The sequence below is a fragment of the Pseudoduganella sp. RAF53_2 genome (genome assembly GCF_052113985.1).
Classification (GTDB): Bacteria; Pseudomonadota; Gammaproteobacteria; order Burkholderiales; family Burkholderiaceae_D; genus Rugamonas.
The window spans coordinates 1-18,003 of sequence record NZ_JBFRDW010000033.1 but is presented as its reverse complement, the minus strand read 5'-3'; the positions used below and the strand labels follow the sequence as shown (position 1 = coordinate 18,003).

Annotated in this window: 16 protein-coding genes and 1 pseudogene; 8 read left to right on the top strand and 9 right to left on the bottom strand. The window is 62.0% G+C overall.

Annotation, left to right across the window (positions count from 1 at the left end):
• The 3 genes from AB4Z11_RS03765 to AB4Z11_RS03755 all read right to left on the bottom strand — a co-directional run.
• Positions 1-1,947, bottom strand: a 1,947-nt coding sequence (locus tag AB4Z11_RS03765) for a 4Fe-4S binding protein (protein WP_442022866.1), incomplete at its 3' end; no start/stop codon positions are given.
• On the bottom strand, positions 1,922-2,581 hold the full coding sequence (locus tag AB4Z11_RS03760; protein ID WP_442022865.1) for a DUF3306 domain-containing protein: 660 nt from the start codon (positions 2,579-2,581) through the stop codon (positions 1,922-1,924). The genes AB4Z11_RS03760 and AB4Z11_RS03765, both read right to left, overlap by 26 nt.
• Complete coding sequence (locus tag AB4Z11_RS03755; protein ID WP_442022864.1) at positions 2,571-3,047, bottom strand: DUF3305 domain-containing protein; 477 nt, start codon at positions 3,045-3,047, stop codon at positions 2,571-2,573. Before AB4Z11_RS03755 ends, AB4Z11_RS03760 begins: the two co-directional genes overlap by 11 nt.
• Before the next feature lie 210 nt (positions 3,048-3,257).
• Here AB4Z11_RS03755 and AB4Z11_RS03750 point away from each other — a divergent pair, with 210 nt between their 5' ends.
• Positions 3,258-4,307 carry a type II asparaginase gene (locus AB4Z11_RS03750; RefSeq protein ID WP_442022867.1) on the top strand — a complete coding sequence of 350 codons (1,050 nt, stop codon included), beginning with the start codon at positions 3,258-3,260 and terminating at the stop codon, positions 4,305-4,307.
• A gap of 62 nt (positions 4,308-4,369) precedes the next feature.
• Here the strand turns inward: AB4Z11_RS03750 and AB4Z11_RS03745 are convergent, their stop codons facing one another.
• Positions 4,370-5,272, bottom strand: a complete 903-nt coding sequence (locus tag AB4Z11_RS03745; RefSeq protein ID WP_442022863.1) for a LysR family transcriptional regulator ArgP — start codon at positions 5,270-5,272, stop codon at positions 4,370-4,372.
• Between the two features lie 97 nt (positions 5,273-5,369).
• On the opposite strand from AB4Z11_RS03745, the gene AB4Z11_RS03740 reads away from it, so the two are divergent.
• The 6 genes from AB4Z11_RS03740 to AB4Z11_RS03715 all read left to right on the top strand — a co-directional run bounded on the left by AB4Z11_RS03740 (position 5,370) and on the right by AB4Z11_RS03715 (position 14,639).
• Positions 5,370-5,978, top strand: a complete 609-nt coding sequence (locus AB4Z11_RS03740; RefSeq protein WP_442022862.1) for a LysE/ArgO family amino acid transporter — start codon at positions 5,370-5,372, stop codon at positions 5,976-5,978.
• A 141-nt stretch (positions 5,979-6,119) separates the two neighbouring features.
• Positions 6,120-8,105, top strand: a complete 1,986-nt coding sequence (locus tag AB4Z11_RS03735; RefSeq protein ID WP_442022861.1) for a spermidine synthase — start codon at positions 6,120-6,122, stop codon at positions 8,103-8,105.
• A gap of 99 nt (positions 8,106-8,204) precedes the next feature.
• Positions 8,205-9,392: an efflux RND transporter periplasmic adaptor subunit gene (locus AB4Z11_RS03730; RefSeq protein ID WP_442022860.1), complete on the top strand. Its 1,188-nt coding sequence runs from the start codon at positions 8,205-8,207 to the stop codon at positions 9,390-9,392.
• Between the two features lie 9 nt (positions 9,393-9,401).
• The gene (locus AB4Z11_RS03725; protein WP_442022859.1) at positions 9,402-12,689 is read left to right on the top strand and encodes an efflux RND transporter permease subunit; all 3,288 of its coding nucleotides are present in this window, start codon (positions 9,402-9,404) and stop codon (positions 12,687-12,689) included.
• Positions 12,689-14,077, top strand: coding sequence for a TolC family protein (locus tag AB4Z11_RS03720; protein WP_442022858.1), 1,389 nt, complete (start codon positions 12,689-12,691; stop codon positions 14,075-14,077). The genes AB4Z11_RS03725 and AB4Z11_RS03720 overlap by 1 nt, the downstream gene beginning before the upstream one ends.
• Positions 14,078-14,159: 82 nt before the next feature.
• The gene (locus tag AB4Z11_RS03715) at positions 14,160-14,639 is read left to right on the top strand and encodes a Dps family protein (RefSeq protein ID WP_442022857.1); all 480 of its coding nucleotides are present in this window, start codon (positions 14,160-14,162) and stop codon (positions 14,637-14,639) included.
• Positions 14,640-14,715: 76 nt separating this feature from the next.
• On the opposite strand, the gene AB4Z11_RS03710 is transcribed toward AB4Z11_RS03715, so the two are convergent.
• The 5 genes from AB4Z11_RS03710 to AB4Z11_RS03690 all read right to left on the bottom strand — a co-directional run bounded on the left by AB4Z11_RS03710 (position 14,716) and on the right by AB4Z11_RS03690 (position 17,669).
• Positions 14,716-15,420 (bottom strand): alpha/beta hydrolase, encoded by a 705-nt coding sequence (locus AB4Z11_RS03710; RefSeq protein WP_442022856.1) that lies wholly within the window; start codon positions 15,418-15,420, stop codon positions 14,716-14,718.
• Positions 15,421-15,543: 123 nt separating this feature from the next.
• Complete coding sequence (locus AB4Z11_RS03705) at positions 15,544-15,999, bottom strand: MarR family winged helix-turn-helix transcriptional regulator (RefSeq protein ID WP_442022855.1); 456 nt, start codon at positions 15,997-15,999, stop codon at positions 15,544-15,546.
• 1 nt (position 16,000) lies between these two features.
• Complete coding sequence (locus tag AB4Z11_RS03700; RefSeq protein WP_442022854.1) at positions 16,001-16,570, bottom strand: flavin reductase family protein; 570 nt, start codon at positions 16,568-16,570, stop codon at positions 16,001-16,003.
• Positions 16,571-16,579: 9 nt separating this feature from the next.
• Positions 16,580-17,326, bottom strand: coding sequence for an LrgB family protein (locus AB4Z11_RS03695; RefSeq protein ID WP_442022853.1), 747 nt, complete (start codon positions 17,324-17,326; stop codon positions 16,580-16,582).
• Positions 17,319-17,669 carry a CidA/LrgA family protein gene (locus tag AB4Z11_RS03690; protein ID WP_442022852.1) on the bottom strand — a complete coding sequence of 117 codons (351 nt, stop codon included), beginning with the start codon at positions 17,667-17,669 and terminating at the stop codon, positions 17,319-17,321. Before AB4Z11_RS03690 ends, AB4Z11_RS03695 begins: the two co-directional genes overlap by 8 nt.
• A 97-nt stretch (positions 17,670-17,766) precedes the next feature.
• Between AB4Z11_RS03690 and AB4Z11_RS03685 the strand changes: the two are divergent.
• Positions 17,767-18,003, top strand: a pseudogene (locus AB4Z11_RS03685) (hypothetical protein); the annotation flags it as partial.

The window sequence follows — 18,003 nt, the reverse complement described above, 5'->3', positions numbered from 1 at the left end:
GTTCTCGACCATTTGCAGCGTGCCAAAAGGCTTGTCGCAGCGGATGCAGTGATAGGGCTGGGCCTCATTCATCACGCGCGGCTGTTTTGCTTCCGGCGTGAGCAACAGGCGTAGCGTGAGCGTGATGGCGTTTTCCGGGCAGGTTTTTTCGCACAGACCGCATTGCACGCAATTGGTTTCAGTGAAGCGCAGCTGCGGCAGATTGGGATTGTCCGCCAGCGCCGATTCGGGACAGGCGCCGACGCAGGCCATGCACAGCGTGCAGCTATCCTTGTTCACGGCCAGCGTGCCGAATGGCGCGCCGTGCGGCAGCGCGATTTCCTGCTGCGGTTGCGGCGCCTGCGCCAGCAGATGGGTCAGCGCGTAGTCCAGCGTGTTGCGCTTGAGTGCTGCCAGGTTGAAGGTCGCGGGCTGCGCGGGCGTGAGCCCTGCCTCGACACGGCGCAGTGCGGTATCGAGTTCCATCGCATTATTCGCGCGCAGCAGCTGCATGTGCTGGCCGGAGTAGCCAAGCGCATTCAGGATGGTTTGCGCAATGTCCATTTGCTGTTCCAGCGCTTCGCAATGTTGCGGGGCTTCCTCGCCCGTAGCCAGCACCAGGATGTTGGATGCGCCATAGGCCACGGCGGACAGCCAGACGTCGATGCCCGTCGAGGCGATGTGATGCAGCGCCAGCGGGATCACGCGCGCGGGCAGGCCTTGCGCGGCGCCCGCCCCCGCCAGCTGGCCAAGCTGCAATATCAGCTCCGCACCCTGCCCTTCGCCATGCAGCAGCAGCGCGGGACGCTTGCCGCCTGCCCTGGCGTAAGTCGCCAGCATGGTCTTGATGGTCGCGCCGAGATCCGAGGCGCGCGGGTACACATAACTCAGTGCGCCGGACGGGCACACCGTGGCACAGGCGCCGCAGCCAGCGCACAGGCTCGGGTTGACCTTGATATGGTCGCCGTTTGCGCTGATCGCTTCCGCCGAACAGATGTCGATGCAGGCATTGCAGCCCGGCTGCTTGCTGCGGCTGTGGGCGCAGATGCTGTCTTTGTATTGGAAGAAGCGCGGTTTGCTGAAGATGCCGACTAATTCCGTCAACTGGAGCGCCTGTTCGGCGGCTTTGGTTTCGTCGGCGCCGGGGGCGAAGTAGCCTTGCGGAAGCTGGTGCATGCGCAGCAGCGGGGTTTCGTGCAGGTCGAAGATCAGGTCGAATTCGGCTTCTCGCTCGGTGTCGCGGCGGTCGAAATTGATGGCGCCGATGGCGCCGCAGGCGGATACGCAGTCGCGATGGTCTTTGCAGGCATTCAGATTGACCTGATACATCAGATCGATCGCGTTTTCCGGACAGGCTTTGATGCAGGCATTGCAGCGGGTGCAAAGATCGAGGTCGATCGGGTTGGCTTGCTGCCAGCTGGCTTTGAAGGCGCCCAGCCAGCCTTCGACGCGCGACTGCGCGCCGGTCCAGGTGGGCCACTGGCGGCCAGTGAGCGAGGCGTCGCCGCTGGTCAGCAGCACGCTCACCTGCAGTTCACGCTCCAGCCGCCTGGCCCAGCGCAGCACGCGCTCGGCAGGCCCCATCAGCAGGACGCGGCCTTCGGATTGGTATTCGACTTCCGGCACCGGCTCGGGATCAGGCAGGCGTGCTGCGGCCAGCAGGGCTGCCAGCTTTGGCGTGACATGCGCCGACTCGCTGCTCCATCCGCCGGTTTCGCGGATGTTCACGAAGCGCAGCGGCGCGACGGTCTGCTTCATTTCCGCCAGTTCTTCGAACAGCGGCTGTTCCTGCGTGCAGGCGACCACGAGGCGCTCGCCGCCTTCCAGCGTATTGATGTAGTTGTCCACCTCGCGGCGGCACAGCTGCGAAGCCACCGGCAACGCGCCCTCCCCCAACGCCGCGCCAAGCGCCTGGCCATCCACCGGCATGGTGTGGTTGCAGTTACAGACTTTGATCCGTGTGTTCATCGGCATCCTGGCTTTCGGCTGGGAAGATTGTGACGCGCGCGCCCTGCGGCGCGACGGCGCCAGCCGCGGAGGCGACATCGACGGCGTCGCCTGCGGGGGCGGCGGAGGCAGCAGAGCCGGCATCGTGGGCGCCATCGACAGCTTGGGCGGCAGCGGCGGCAGCGGCCGAAGGGGCGGCTGCACGCGCGGCTTGTGCGTTGGCGGCGGTGTTCCCAGCGGCGGGCGCCATGGCGGTGCGTGATGCCGGCAACGTGCCCGCACTGGCCGCCTCCTCGCGCGCGATCGTCGCCAGCGGATCGAGCAAATCCTTCGCGTGATTCAGCGCCGCGATCATGGTGGCCGTCATGGGCACGAACTTGTTGTAGTCCTCGATATAAGTATCCAATCCATCCATCACATTAAAGTGTGGATCGGAGAATATCTTTTTCATGGCCGCGCGGCGCACGGTTTCGTCCACGCCGCGGGCGACAAAGGGAGTGAAATCGTCATGCACGCCGAGAGCGGCGACCTGCTCCAGGGTGGGAGCGTCTTCGGTGGGAGCGTCTGCTTCAGGTACAACAGGGACCGCGGCGACTTCCTGGTTCGCCTCACTCTTGCGGCGCGACCAGCGCGCGAAGAAGGTTTCAGCGGCCACGGCGCATCACCTCCTGTTCCGCCATTTCCTGAACTGCCGCCCCGCCTTCGAACGAAGGCTTGCGGCGCTTTCGCTTCGGCTCAGGGCGGTAAAACTCCTGAACGAAGGACTCCAGCTGGCGCACGATATACGGCGGCGCGGGCAAGGTATCGACCTGCTCCCCGCCATCCATCATGCGTGCAGCTTCATTATAGGAAAGGGTAACGACCTGCGGAACGGCCAGCTCGGCATCGTTCATGCGCCACATGACAAACCAGCAAGGCGCGCGCGAATCGAGATTGAGAAAATACCCCTCCGCCTCATCGGAATACAGGCGCAGTTCGAAGCCGGTATATAACCAGCGCGTGTCGGATGGGTCGTCGTGCAGACAGCGCGGCGCGCCATCGCGCACCCACGGCGATACCACCACCTCACAAGGCTGCCACTGATACGGTTGCCAGCGGCTTTTCAGCGGGCGTCTTTGCATGACAACCGCCAGGCTGAGTGCATCTGTCTCCAACGTTCCCCCGTCATACGCTATTGCGTTGCAGCAAAAATCATTTTGAAACCGWCTACGACATACTGCACCAGAATTCAGACAAATGCCATATATAAAACGTTTCCGAAACGGCTCCACTACTATAAGATGCGTCCCATTCCCGTTTCCCCAGGAGATTTCATGCTTCGTCAACAGACCATGCGATTCATTGTCGCGCTCTTTTCCTTACTGCTCGCTTTCAGCGTCCACGCTGAGAAACTTCCTAACGTGATGATCCTGGCGACCGGCGGCACGATTGCCGGCAGCGGCGCCACTTCGACCACGACCGTCGGCTATACCGCTGCCACCGTCGGCGTGCAACAGCTGATCAATGCCGTGCCGGAACTGAGCAAGGTCGCCAACGTGACCGGCGAACAAGTGTTCCAGATTGCCAGCGAGAGCATGACCAACGAGCACTGGCTGACCCTGGCCAAGCGCGTGAACACCCTGCTGGCCCAGCCGAACGTGGATGGCATCGTGATTACCCACGGCACTGACACGCTGGAGGAAACCGCTTACTTCCTGAACCTGGTGGTGAAGAGCCGCAAACCGGTGGTGGTGGTTGGCGCCATGCGTCCGGGCACCGCTTTGTCCGCTGATGGTCCGCTGAATCTTTATAACGCCGTTATTCTGGCCGGCAGCCAGGAGGCAATTGGCAAAGGCGTTCTGGTTTCCCTGAACGATCAAATCCAGGGCGCGCGCGACGTGACCAAGACCAATACCTCGACGCCGGATTCGTTTAAAACGCCGGAACTGGGCATGCTGGGTTATATGCAAGGTAATAAGCCTTACTTCTACCATGTTTCCACCCGCCGCCATACCGTAGAAACCGAATTCGACATTTCGAATCTGCAGTCCCTGCCGCAAGTCGATATCGTATATGGCTATGCGAATATGAGCCCGGTTGCGCTGAATGCATTTATTTCGGCAGGCGCCAAAGGCATTATTCACGCCGGCACTGGTGATGGCAGTCTGGCTGCCAAAGTTAAGCCTGCGCTCATCGCAGCTCGCAAGAATGGCACGATTATCGTTCGCGCCAGCCGCGTTGGTCAGGGTATTGTGGCCCGCAATGGCGAAGCAAATGACGATGAACTGGACTTCGTGGCATCCGATACGCTGAATGCCCAGAAAGCCCGTATTCTCTTGATGCTGGCACTCACCAAAACGAATAACACCAAAGAAATCCAGCGCATGTTCTGGATGTATTAATTCAAAGCCCGCCTCGGCGGGCTTTTTTATTTCTGATCGCGCCAACTCCTGGCGCGATTCAGCTAGTTTTCGGCATGTGGCCCCAATGCCCGCGCTGCGGCGGCGATCACCTGCTCCGTCAGCTTTTCCAGCTTCGGCGACTGCACGCGCCAGGAATGCCAGTAGAGCTCAACGTCCTTATATTTTCCTGGTGCCAGGTCCAGCAATTCTCCGGTTTCAAGCATGTCTTCATATTGCTGAACCGGCAGCATGCCATAACCCAAGCCCAGCCTGATCGCGTGCACAAATGGATCGCTGGCGGGCACATAAATGACCGGATAAGCGCCCGGCATTAATCCCAGTTCTTTCTTGACGAAATTCGATTGCAGTAAATCCTTGCGGTCGAATGTGGCAAGCGGCGCCTTTTTGCCCGCGTCGCGAGTAAAGCCATTGGGGAACCAACGCCGCACGAAATCCGGCGTCGCCAGCATTCGGTAGCGCATGGTTCCCAGAAATTGCGCCGTGCATCCGCGCATGGGTTTCGGCTCGCTGGATACGCCGGCCAGCGCCAGCCCTTTTTCCAGCAGCGTATAAGTGTGATCCTGATCGTCCAGAATAATATCGAGCAGGATATTTTCGCGAATCAGGAATTCGCTCAATTCAGGCAGAAACCAGGTTCCCAGCGTGTCGTTATTTACCGCGACAGCAATTGCCGTGGGCTGTGCGTCGTCCGCCGCCAATTCGGCCAGAAATTCCTGCTCCAGTAATCGGCTGCGGCGCAGATATTGCACCAGCTTCTGACCGGCCGATGTGGGACGGCATGGCCGGCTACGAATCAGCAGCGGCGTGCCGACCGCAGCTTCCAATGCGCCCAAGCGCTGGGAAACAGCCGACGGCGTCAGATGCAGCTGCGCCGCCGCCTGCTCAAAACTGCCGGTGTCGACGATGGCAAGCAGGGCCTCGCTCTGACGGGAATCGGGAAGCATAAGTTTAGAGAAATTAATGAATACTGAAAAATATTAAATCAGCTTCATTCCAAGCGCCAGCCGCGCGACAATTCCGCCATCAAAAAAGGAGGAAGAAATGCAAAGCTACGTCAACGGATTGGGCCTGGGAGCCAGCCTCATCATGGCCATCGGCGCTCAGAATGCGCATGTGTTAAGGATGGGAATCCGCCGACAGCACGTCGTCTTGACGGTGATTGCCTGCGTCATCATCGACATCGTCCTGATCTCCCTGGGCGTAGCCGGAGCTGGCGCCGTCATTCAGAATTCTCCTACCCTGCTGATCATCGCTCGCTGGGGGGGCGCCGCTTTCCTGCTCTGGTACGGTCTGCGCAGCTGGCGTTCCGTGCTGACGCCAAAATCGCTGAACCTCGGCGCCGAAGCCGCCGCGCCGGATGCCCACCAGGCCTTGACCACGGTGGTCGCGCTGTCCCTGCTGAATCCGCACGTCTATCTCGACACCGTCGTGCTGCTCGGCTCCGTCGGCGGCAGCTATCCGGAAAGCCAGCAGCGAATGGGCTTCTCCTTCGGTGCGATGACGGCATCCGTGCTCTGGTTCACCGCCCTCGGTTTCGGTGCGGCGCAATTGTCCGGGGTGTTCCAGCGCCCCATGGTCTGGAAGGGCATCGAAGCGCTGACGGGCGCCACAATGATCGCGCTGGCAGCCAGCCTGGTCCTGCGCGCTTGAGATTTTTGCTGCATCTGTTGGCTTCAACCAACACCTGTTGTGTATGAATGGCCCTAATATAGATAAATGGTCATTATTTATGCCGCAACAATCTTTCTGAGCGCTTTTCTGCTGTTCCAGGTCCAGCCTGTAGCGGGGAAGATGATTCTGCYGTGGTTCGGCGGATCGGCGGCCGTCTGGACCACCTGCATGCTGCTGTTCCAGGTGCTGCTCCTGCTGGGATATTTTTATGCGCACCTGACCACCCGCTATCTGAAGCCGCGCCGCCAGGCCGCGCTGCACATCGCACTGCTGGTCGCCGCGATACTGACTTTGCCGCTAGCGCCAAGCGTCTACTGGAAGCCTGATCCGGCCAGCGATCCCGCCATGCTCCTGCTCGGGATGCTCGCAACGACCATCGGCCTGCCCTACTTCGTGCTGTCCTCTACCGGGCCGCTGCTGCAGCACTGGTTTGCAGGCGAGCGGCCGGGCAGCGTGCCTTACCGGCTGTTCGCGCTGTCCAATTTCGGTTCGATGCTTGGCTTGCTCAGCTTCCCGCTGCTCTTCGAGCCCGAATTCACCATGCCGCAGATCGCGGGAGGATGGTCGATCGGCTTCATCGCCTTCGCCGCCTGCAGCGCGAGCCTGGCCTTGCGCTCATCGAAGCACGTTCATCACGCCAGCCCCGAAGCCCATTTCGCCACGGCGGGCGGCGGTACCATCGGCGCGCTGTCGGCGCTGTCCATCGGCGCCGGCGCGCAGGGCAGCGGTCCCTCGACGCGCGACATGCTGCTATGGTGCATACTGGCCGCCGTGCCGACGGTCTTCCTGATGGCGGCCACCAGTCACCTGACCGCGAACATCGCCCCCATGCCCCTGCTCTGGGTGCTGCCGCTGGCGATCTATCTGCTGACCTTCATTCTCTGCTTCGAAAACCCGCGCTGGTATCAGCGCCGCATCTTCCTGCCACTGCTGATGATCCTGACGCCGCTGCTCATCGGCGGCATTGACCATCCCAGCCTGCTCCCGCGCGGCATCTTCTGGCCGATCGCTTTGTACTGCGCCGGCGTGTTCGCCTTCTGCATGAGCTGCCACGGCGAGCTGGCGCGCCTCAAGCCAGCGCCGAAGCACCTGACATCGTTCTACCTGATGATCGCCTGCGGTGGCGCGCTTGGCGGCATTTTCACCGCCCTGCTCGCGCCCCGGATCTTCAATGACGACTACGAACTCCCACTCGCCTGCATCGCCACACTCATTGTGGTCGCTGCCGCGATCTGGAAGCATGAAATCGGCCGTGGCTGGGCCAAGGTGATGCTGGTATCCGCCTCACTGGTGACCATGATGTGGGGCGGCACCGTGTTCGGCCCCGGCAGCCAGGAAGTCAAAGACCGCAACTTCTACGGCACCATCAAAGTGCAGGAAGCCATGCGCGGGCACGATCACGTGCGTCAGCTGGAACACGGCGCCATCATGCATGGCTACCAGTACCTCGACCAGGCACGCCGCCGCTGGCCCACCGCCTATTTTGGTACCGATAGTGGCGCCGGCATCGCCGTGCAGGCCGCACGTGATGGCGCCGGAGAGCGCGTCGGCATCATCGGTCTCGGCGCAGGCACCATGGCCGCCTACTGCCAGGCCGGTGACGTCTTCCGCTTCTACGAAATCAATCCGCTGGTCAGCCGGTTCGCCAGCTCGCATTTCACCTATCTGCGTGATTGCCCCGGCAAGGTCGAACTGGCGCTGGGCGACGGCCGCCTCACCCTCGAATCCGAAGCGCCCCAGCACTTCGACTTGCTGATGCTGGACGCCTTCTCCGGCGACGCCGTGCCCACCCACCTGCTCACGCGCGAAGCTTTTGCCATCTGGTTCCGTCACTTGAAGCCGGACGGCGTGCTGGCGGTGCAGATCTCAAACCTTTACCTGAATCTGGCGCCGGTGGTGAGCAAAATGGCCGCCTACTATGGCCGCCATGCCTACATCGTCAGCTCGCACAGCAATCCGGCGCGCGGCACCAATGCGGCGAAGTGGGTTCTGATCGGCCCGCCCGAGCGCCTGGCCCGTTTCAGCGCCGCGCAGCCGCTGGCGCCATCACCAAACCAGCGCCTCTGGACCGACGACTACAGCAGTCTCGCAGGCATTCTTCGATAGGCATAGTTAAACTTAATTATATTTATGATATTCTGGCGCGCGACGCTGTAATAAACGGTTACCCCCCGCTGTGCAACGCAGTTCTGAAGGGTTCGCGCCATGAATACAATCGCAGCACGCATTGTCTCTGTCTCAGTCGTCGTCCTCCTCGCCGCATGCGGCGCCAAGGAAGATCCATCCAAGCAGCAGGGCCAGCCGCCCGCCGTTGCAGTCGCTCCCGTCGTCAAGCGCACGGTCCAGGAGTTCGACGAATTCACCGGCAGGCTCGAAGCACCGGACACCGTCGACGTGCGAGCGCGCGTGGCAGGCAATCTGGTGAAGGTCCACTTCAAGGAAGGCCAGATCGTCAAGAAAGGCGACCCGCTGTTCACTATAGATCCGCGCCCCTATGCGGCCGAAGTAGCGCGCGCGGATGCTCAGCTGCAGGCGGCGCGCACGCAGATGGCGCTGAATAAATCCGAACTGGCGCGCGCCGAAAAGCTGGTGGCGGTACGCGGCGTCAGCCAGCAGGAGCTGGATCAGCTGAAGGCGGCAGTGGACAATTCACAGTCCTCGATCCGCGCCGGCGAAGCAGCCCTGACCCAGGCCAAGCTCAATCTCGAATTCACCAACGTCACCTCGCCCATCGCAGGGCGGACTTCGCGCTTCAATGTCACGGAAGGCAATCTGGTGAATGTGGGCGATCCTGTGCTGACCACCGTCGTCTCCACCGACAAGGTATACGCTTACTTCGATGCCAGCGAAGCGATCTACCTGAAATACATGCGGGCCGCCCGCGAAGGAACGCGCGTCTCTTCGCGCGATACGCCAAACATCATCTTCCTCGGCCTGGCCAATGAGGAAGGCTACCCGCATGAAGGCAAGATGAACTTCGTGGACAACCGCCTGAATCCCGCCACCGCTTCCCTGCGCGGCCGCGCAGTGTTCGACAACAAGGATGGCCAGTTCATACCTGGCCTGTTCGCCCGTTTGAAACTAGTCGGGAGCGGCAATTACACAGCAACCGTGGTGCCCGACCGCGCCGTCACCACTGACCAGACGCGCAAAGTCGTTCTGGTCGTCGGCAAGAACAACATCGTCGAACAGCGCGATGTGAAGCCTGGCGCCCTGATCGACGGCATGCGCGTGGTGGAAGGCGTGAAGGAAGGAGAACTGATTATCGTGGACGGCCTGCTGCGCGCCTTCCCCGGCGCGCCAGTCACGCCTCAGGTGCTGAAGGTGGATGAGAAGGGCATGCCGATTCCCGCCCCGCCGCCCGCTGCACACGCCCCGGCAGCCAAGAGCTAAGGAGGCGCCATGGATATCTCAAAGTATTTTATTGAGCACCCGCGCCTCGCCAGCGTCCTTTCGATCTTCATCTTCCTGGTCGGCCTGCTGGCAATCTTCCAGCTGCCTATTTCCGAGTATCCGGAAGTGGCGCCGCCGCAGATCGTGGTGCGCGCCCAGTACCCCGGCGCCAACCCGCGCGTGATTTCGGAAACGGTCGCAACGCCGCTGGAAGAGCAGAYCAACGGCCTGGAAAATGTGCTGTACTACCAGAGCCAGGCCACTGCCGACGGCAGCGTCACCATCACCGTCACCTTCAAGATCGGCACCGTGCCGGAACAGGCCGAGACGGCGGTGCAAAACCGCATCAACCGCGCCCTGCCGCGCGTGCCCGACATCGTGCGCCAGATTGGCGTGACGACTGAAAAGCAATCGCCCAACCTGACCATGGTGGTTCACCTGATCAGCAAGGACAATAGCCACGATGCGCTTTATCTGCGCAACTACGCCAACCTGAATGTACGCGACGATTTGCTGCGCATCCCCGGCATGGGTTCGGTGCTGTTCTTCGGCTCCGGCGACTATGCTATGCGCGTCTGGCTCGATCCGCAGAAACTGGCCTCGCGCAATATGACCGCCAGCGATGTGGTGGGCGCCATCCGCGAACAGAATACCCAGGTGGCGGCGGGCGTGGTGGGCTCTCCGCCTGCGGTGGACAACACCGACTTCCAGCTGGCCGTCAATGCCCAGGGCCGGCTGATTACGGAAGAAGACTTCTCCAATATTATCGTACGCAGCGATCCCAAGACCGGCGCCCTGGTGCGCGTCAAGGATGTGGGCCGTGCCGAAATGAGCTCCAATTCCTATGCGCTGCGCAGCCTGTTGAATAACAAGGAAGCGGCGGCAATCGGTATCTTCCAGGCGCCTGGCTCCAACGCGCTGGCGCTGTCGGAAAACGTGCGCTCCACCATGCAGCGCCTGAAGGCATCCTTCCCGGCTGGCGTCGATTACGACATCGTGTACGACCCCACGCGCTTCGTGCAGACCTCGATCGAGAAAGTGGTGCACACGCTGATTGAGGCCGTGCTGCTGGTGGTGCTGGTAGTGATCATCTTCCTGCAAACCTGGCGCGCATCGGTGATTCCCCTGTTGGCAGTGCCGGTGTCGATCGTCGGTACCTTCGGCGTGCTGCTCCTGCTGGGCTACTCGATCAACACGCTGACCCTGTTTGGCCTGGTGCTGGCCATCGGTATCGTGGTGGACGACGCCATCGTGGTGGTGGAAAACGTGGAACGCAACATTGCCGACGGCCTGGCGCCGCACGAAGCCACGCACAAGGCGATGAGCGAAGTAAGTGGACCAATTATCGCGATTGCGCTGGTGCTGTGCGCAGTGTTCATTCCGCTGACCTTTGTGCCCGGCCTGTCCGGCCAGTTCTATCGCCAGTTCGCAGTCACCATCGCGATTTCGACCGTGATCTCGGCCATCAACTCGCTGACCTTGTCGCCCGCCATGGCGGCTTTGCTGCTGCGTCCCCACGACGCGCCCAAGGACAAGATCATGGTGGTCATGGACAAGCTCTTTGGCCGCTTCTTCCACTGGTTTAACTGCTTCTTCCAGCGCCGCAGCAAGGCTTACAGCCGGGGCGTGGAAGGCATCCTGAAGCGCAAGACCGCCGCCCTGATTGTGTACGGCGTGCTGCTGGCCCTGACAGCCGTCATGTTCGGCGCGGTGCCCAGCGGCTTCGTCCCGTCGCCGGATAAGCAGTATCTGATCGGCGTGGCCCAACTGCCGGCCGGCTCCACGCTGACGCGCACTGAAAAAGTCATCCGCGATATGAGCGATATCGCGCTCAAGGTGCCCGGCATCGTGAACTCGGTGGGATTCCCTGGTCTGTCCATCGCAGGCTTCTCGGCCGCGCCGAACGAGGGCATCGTGTTCTTCGGTCTGTCGCCGTTTGAGGAGCGAACATCCTCATCGCTGTCGAAGGACGCCATTCTGGGCAAGGTGAACGGCGCCATGCAGCAGATTAAGGACGCCCGGATCTTCGTGGTGCCGCCGCCTGCCGTTGAAGGCCTGGGCGCCGCCGGTGGTTTCAAACTGCAGATCCAGGACCGCAGCAGCCAGGGCGAACAAGCCCTGTATGGCAGTGTCTGGGGCATCCTCGGACCGATTTACGGCAATCCAAAATCCGGCATCGCTACGCCCTACTCCACCTACGACATCAACGTGCCGCAGCTGTTTGCCGACGTGAACCGTACCAAGGCCAAGCAAATGGGCGTGCCGCTGCAAGCGATTTACGACACGCTGCAGATCAATCTCGGCTCGCTCTACGTCAACGACTTCACGCGCTTCGGCAAGACCTACCAGGTGGTGGTGCAGGCCGATGCGCCTTACCGCGCCAGCGCCGACAACATCACGCGCCTCGAAACGCGCAACGATGTGGGACAAATGGTGCCGCTGGGCTCCGTGATGCAGGTGAGCCCGACGTTTGGCCCGACACGTGTAACGCGCTACAACGGCTTCCCATCGGCGGACATCAACGGCGCGCCCAAGCCCGGCTTCTCCAGCGGGCAGGCGGAAGCGGAAATCGAGAAGATGGTGAAGGCTCTGCCGCGCGGCATGGGCTACGAGTGGACGGACCTGACTTACCAGGACCGGCTCACGCGCGACATCACCCTGCCCGGCGTCGGCATCAAGATCCCTACGCTGGCGGCCGTGCTGCTCGTGTCCGTGGTGCTGGTGGTGCTGGTGCTGACGGCGCAGTACGAGAGCTGGAGCCTGCCGCTCGCCATCATCCTGATTGTGCCGATGTGTATTCTGTGCGCGCTGTTCGGGGTCTGGCTATCGCACTTCCCGCCCTTCATGCAGACAGGCGACCTGAATATTTTCACACAGGTGGCGCTGGTTGTGCTGGTGGGCCTGGCCTGCAAGAACGCGATTCTGATCGTGGAATTCGCCAAGGAGCTGGAAGAAAAAGGCCGCACGATGATGGAAGCGATTCTGGAAGCTTGCCACTTGCGTCTGCGCCCGATTCTGATGACATCCATTGCCTTCTGCGCCGGCGTGATTCCGCTGATCCTTGGCAGCGGCGCGGGCAGCGAAATGCGCCGCGCCATGGGGATTGCGGTGTTCGCCGGCATGGTCGGCGTGACCGTGTTCGGTATCTTCCTCACGCCCGTGTTCTATAGCCTGGTCCGCAAAGGCACTGAGAAAGGCCGCCAACATGCCGCTGATGTACGGCGCCAGGTTGATGCCGCGGCCCATCCCTTCCATGCCGGCATCGACGATGCCGATAAGCCAAAGGGGAAACACTAATGCGCGCCCCAATCATTCTCATAGCGGCTGCAACACTGACGGCCTGCTCGCACGCGCCGCAGCTGCCGCACTATCAGTCACCGGCGCAAGCCGGCTTCGTCAACGCGCCAGCGCAGGCGGATGCCGCAGCGCCCGTGGCCGATTTCTGGCAACGCTTCCAGGATGACGAGCTGTCGTCCCTGGTGCAGCGCGCGCTGAAAGCCAATACCGATGTACGCACTGCCGCCGCCCGCCTGGCCGAAGCACGCGCCATCGGACGTGAAGCGGATGCCAATCTGTGGCCCTCCGTGAACGTGGACCTGGGCGCAGCGCGCATCCGCGCCAAGAATGACCAGGGTGTACCGACCACCAACAAGGTTTATTCGGCCGGCCTGGACGTGCTGTGGGAAGTCGACCTGTTCGGCCGCCTGAGCGATGCCCGCCGCGCCGCGCAGGCTGGCGTGCTGGTTGGCGAAGCGGGCTACCGCGCCGCCCAGTTAAGCATCGCGGCCGAAGTGGCGCGCAATTACTTCACCTTGCGCGGCCTGCAGGAACAGCTGCGCGTGGCCGTCGCCTCGCTGGAAACCCAGCGCGCCGCCTTGCAGCTGGTGGAAGCACGCGAAGGAGCGGGCCGCGGCACGGCGCTCGACACCGAACGCGCCCGCGCCCTGGTGCAATCGACCGCCGCCACCGTGCCCGCCTTCGAATCGCAGCTGGCGCGCACCCGTTATCGCCTGGCCGTGCTGTGCGGCCTGACGCCAACGGGATTGGACGGCGAACTGCAACCGGTGCGTCCCCTGCCCGGCCTGAAGTCCGTGGACCTGGGGGGCATCGGCACGCCGGAAAACCTGCTGCGCCGCCGTCCCGACGTGCAGCTGGCCGAAGCGCAACTGGCCGCAGCAGCCGCCAATGCTGGCGTGGCGCGCAGCGCGTGGTTCCCGACCGTGACGCTGGGCGGGACGCTGGGACAGAACTCGTCCAGCATCGGCGACCTGACCAAGGGCGCATCCTATGCCTACAATCTGGGCGCGCAGCTGACCTGGAACCTGCTGGACTTTGGCCGCATCCGCGCCCAGATCGCAGCGGCTGACGCGCGCGGCGAAGCGGCGGCGGTAAATTACGAAGCCGCCGTGCTGGCCGCGCTGGAGGAAACGGAAGGCGCCTTCGTCAACTACACGCGCTCACAGGAGCAGGCGGCCCTGCTGTATGACGCGGTTGTATCGTCCGAGCAGGCGGCCAATATCGCACGCGAACGCTTCTCGGTCGGTTCCACCGATTTCCTGGTGGTGCTGGACGCAGAGCGCGAGCTGCTGTCGGCCCGCGACCGGCTGGCGCAAGCGCAGACCGGCGCAGCGACTTCGCTGGTGACGGTCTACAAGGCGCTCGCCGGCGGCTGGGACGTACGCTGAACAGTGTGCACCTTTACACGCGATTTTCACGGGCGGGCTACAATGAAACGCAAAGCCTACCCGTATTGAAAGGAGCAGGACGATGGATGCAGTAAAGATCGATATCGGCATGACCGACGAAAGCCGCCACAAGATCGCCAATGGCCTTTCCCGCCTGCTGGCCGACAGCTACACGCTGTACCTGATGACCCACAACTTTCACTGGAACGTGAAGGGTCCGATGTTCAATTCCCTGCACCTGATGTTCATGACCCAGTACAGCGAACAGTGGACTGCGCTGGACCTGGTTGCTGAGCGCATTCGCGCGCTGGGCTATCCGGCGCCCGGCACTTACGCCGAATTCGTGAAGCTGGCGTCGATCAAGGAAGTGGAAGGCGTGCCGAAGGCGATGGAGATGGTGCGCCACCTCGTCAGCGCTCAGGAAGCTACCGCACGCACCGCACGCGAGCTGCTGCCGCTGGCTGATGAAGCGAACGACCAGCCGACGCTGGACCTGCTGACCCAGCGCCTGGACGTGCACGAAAAGACTGCGTGGATGCTGCGCAGCCTCCTCGAAGAGTAAAAAGACCGGCGGGTCAAAACGACCCGCCCTACGCGACGCGTCCAACGTAGGGCGGATCATCGATCCGCCATCCCGCTCACTCGCCCTTTGCAGCGATATTCCTGGCCGCCTTCTCAATCAGGGCCGCCACCGCTTTCGGCTGCGAGATGTAGACCGAGTGACTGCCGGGCACCTCCACCACTTCCGCCTTGATCCGCTGCGACATCGCGCGCTGCGCTGCGGGTGGGATCATCTTGTCGTCCTTGGCAATCAGGTAATAGCTCGGCTTCACCTTCCACGAAGCTTCAGTCACAGCGCCTGTAGCAGCGGCCAGGCCCCATGGCAACTGGGACGCGGCCATGAAGCTGGCCTTCGTCGGTTCCACGTCGCCGGCGAAAGACGCCGCAAACTTGGCCTGATCCAGCAGCAGGAAGCCATCTTTCGGCGGCAGGATCGGTGGCACAGGTGCGCCCGGCACTGGGTTCTTGATCAGGGAATCGACCGACTCGCCCTTCTCCGGCGCAAACGCCGCCACATACACCAGACCTTTCACTTTCGGATCGTTGCCCGCTTCGGTAATCACCACGCCACCATAGGAATGGCCAACCAGCAGCACCGGGCCTTGCTGGGAGTTGATCACGCGCTTGGTATAGGCCACATCGTCGGTCAGCGAAGTGGTTGGGTGCTGCACAACGCTGACGTTATAGCCATCTTTTTGCAGGATATTGCGTACGTCTTCCCAGCCGGAGCCGTCAACAAAGCCGCCATGTACCAGGACGATAGAGAGAGCCAGTGCGTTCATGATAAGTTCCTTCTCAATAGTTTTCACGTTAATAAATAGCGCGCTAAGCGCTTGATGGAGCTCATATTAGTTAGCGCGCTAATCAAATGCAAGAACTATTTACATGACGGTCATGCTCAAAACTTACTCACCCAGCGTATTTGCCAGTCCGAAGTTGAGGGAGTTCAGGTCGGTCATCAGGCGCTGCACTTCCTCCAGCGAAACGCCGGCCGATTCGGCGATGTGCTTCTGCACCAGGCAGCCGTCCTTGCGCAGGGCCTTGCCTGCTTCGGTCAGCGTAAGCACGCGGTTGCGTTCATCGTTGGGATCGCGGTCGCGGTTGACATAGCCGACCGCTTCGAGACGTTTGACCAGCGGCGTGATCGAGCCGGGGTCCTGGCCCAGCCGCCCGGCCAGATCCTTGATGCCCAGGCCCTCCTCTTCCCACAGCACCACCATCACGAGATACTGGGGATAGGTCAGGTTCAGCGCCGCCAGCAGAGGCTTGTAAATCTGCGTCATCTTCAGCGACGCCGAATACAGTTTGAAACAGAGGTGCTGGTCGAGGGTGTTGGGAATGTGCTTGGCCATAGGCGGCATTTTACACGTCCAGGGCTTCGCCGATGGCGTAGAAGTGGCCACCGCCAATGTAGTGCAGGCTGCGCCAGCGCGGATCGGCGTTTTCGAATTCCCAGTGCCCRTTGCGGAATACGCGCGTGTCGGCCCAGGCGCCAACGATCTCACCGATAAACAGGTCGTAGGTCTGCTGGTTGTGCGGCTCGGGAATCAGCTTGCAGGCCAGCCAGGCGGAGCTTCCCGCAACAAAAGGCAGTTCATAGCCATCGATGCTGAACAGATCAACGCCTACCTGCTTCAGTTTGTCCGGCTCATTGAGCAGGCTGCGGTTGCCGACTTCGTAGGTGAGTTTGACCTGCGCCGCGTTCGGCACCTGGATCACGAACTGGCCGCTTTGCTCGACCAGCGCACGTGTTGCGGCGCTCTTGTCCAGCACGACGGTCAATTTCGGCGGCATGAAATCCAGCGCGCAGGCCCAGGCTGCGGCCATGACGTTGGCGACGCCGCCATGACTGGCCGAAACCAGCACGGTCGGTCCGTGATTGATAAGGCGGCTGGCTTTGCTCAGCTCCACCGGGGCGATATGGCTATCCATGCTTGTTCCTTAAGACGATGCGCCAAATGCGCGCAGCAGCCATGGTACCAGCCAAGGCGCCAACAGTGCAGTGGCTACCCCATTCAGGCCCATGCCCAGTCCCGCAAACGCGCCCGCCTGCGCACTGACCTGGAAGGCGCGCGCCGTGCCGATGCCATGCGCCGCTACGCCCAGTGCAAAGCCGCGCGTTTCCATCGACGCGATGCGCATGCCGTTGAAGAGGAAGCGCGCCGTGATGGCGCCAAAGATGCCGGTGCTGATCACCAGGACCGCCGTCAGCGACGGCAATCCGCCAAGCCGCTCGGACACCGCCATCGCAATTGGCGTCGTGGCGGATTTGGGGCCGATCGAGCGCAGGAGTTGCCCGCTGCCGCCCATCAGGGCCGTAATGCCGACGGCCGACGCAATGGCCGTCGCCGAACCGCAGACTAGGGCTACCAGCAAAGGCAGCAAGTTACGCCTCAAGCGCGGCCACTGGCGCACCAGCGGCACCGCCAGCGCCACTGTGGCGGGTCCCAGCAGAAAGTGCACAAACTGCGCGCCGGCGAAATAGCGCTGGTAGTTCATGCCGCTCGCGACCAGCACCAGGCTGATGATGGCAATTGCGATGGCCACGGGATTCGCCAGCGGCGACATCTTGCAGCGCATGTAGATGGCCTGTGCAATCGCGTAGGCGCACAGCGTGAGCGTGAGTCCCAGCAGCGGCGAGGCGGACAGGTAGACCCAGAACGGTCCCAGCTCGTTCAGCTTAAACATCGTCTTCTCCCGGCGAGCCCAAGGCGCGCAGCACCAGTGCGGTGACGGCCATCGTCAGCAGCGTGCTGCCAATCAGCCCTGCAAGCAATGCCAGCCAGTGGCCGGAACCGCTGGATGCAGCAACCAGGATGCCCACGCCAGCCGGCACGAACAGCAGCGACAAATGGCGCAGCAGCTCATTCGCCGTGTTCTCGATCCGTTCCAGCAGCGCCGGAAACGCCAGCAAGGCTGCAAACAGCAGCAGCATGCCCGCCACGGGGCCGGGCACCGGCAAGCCGAAGACATAGACCAGCCCTTCGCCAAGGCATTGAAACACCAGCAAAACGGCAAACGACAGGAGCATTGGCACCTCCACATTAACGAAATTTAATATTACGCAAATCGGGGCTTTAGGGACAGAGGAGCAAAGTAGCAGACATGCCAACACGAAGGATTGCACCATGTATTCGCTCAAGACATCCTGTACCGCAGCCGCACTAGCCGCCCTGGCGCTGGCAGGTTGCGGCGCAGAGAAGAAAAACGCCCCCGCCGCCCAGACGCCCGAAGTCTCCGTCGTCACCGTGCACCGCGAAAGCGTGCCCGTCTCCATCGAGCTGCCCGGCCGCACTTCTCCTTACCTGATCGCCCAGGTGCACGCCCGCGTGGACGGTATCGTGCTGCAGCGCGCCTTCCAGGAA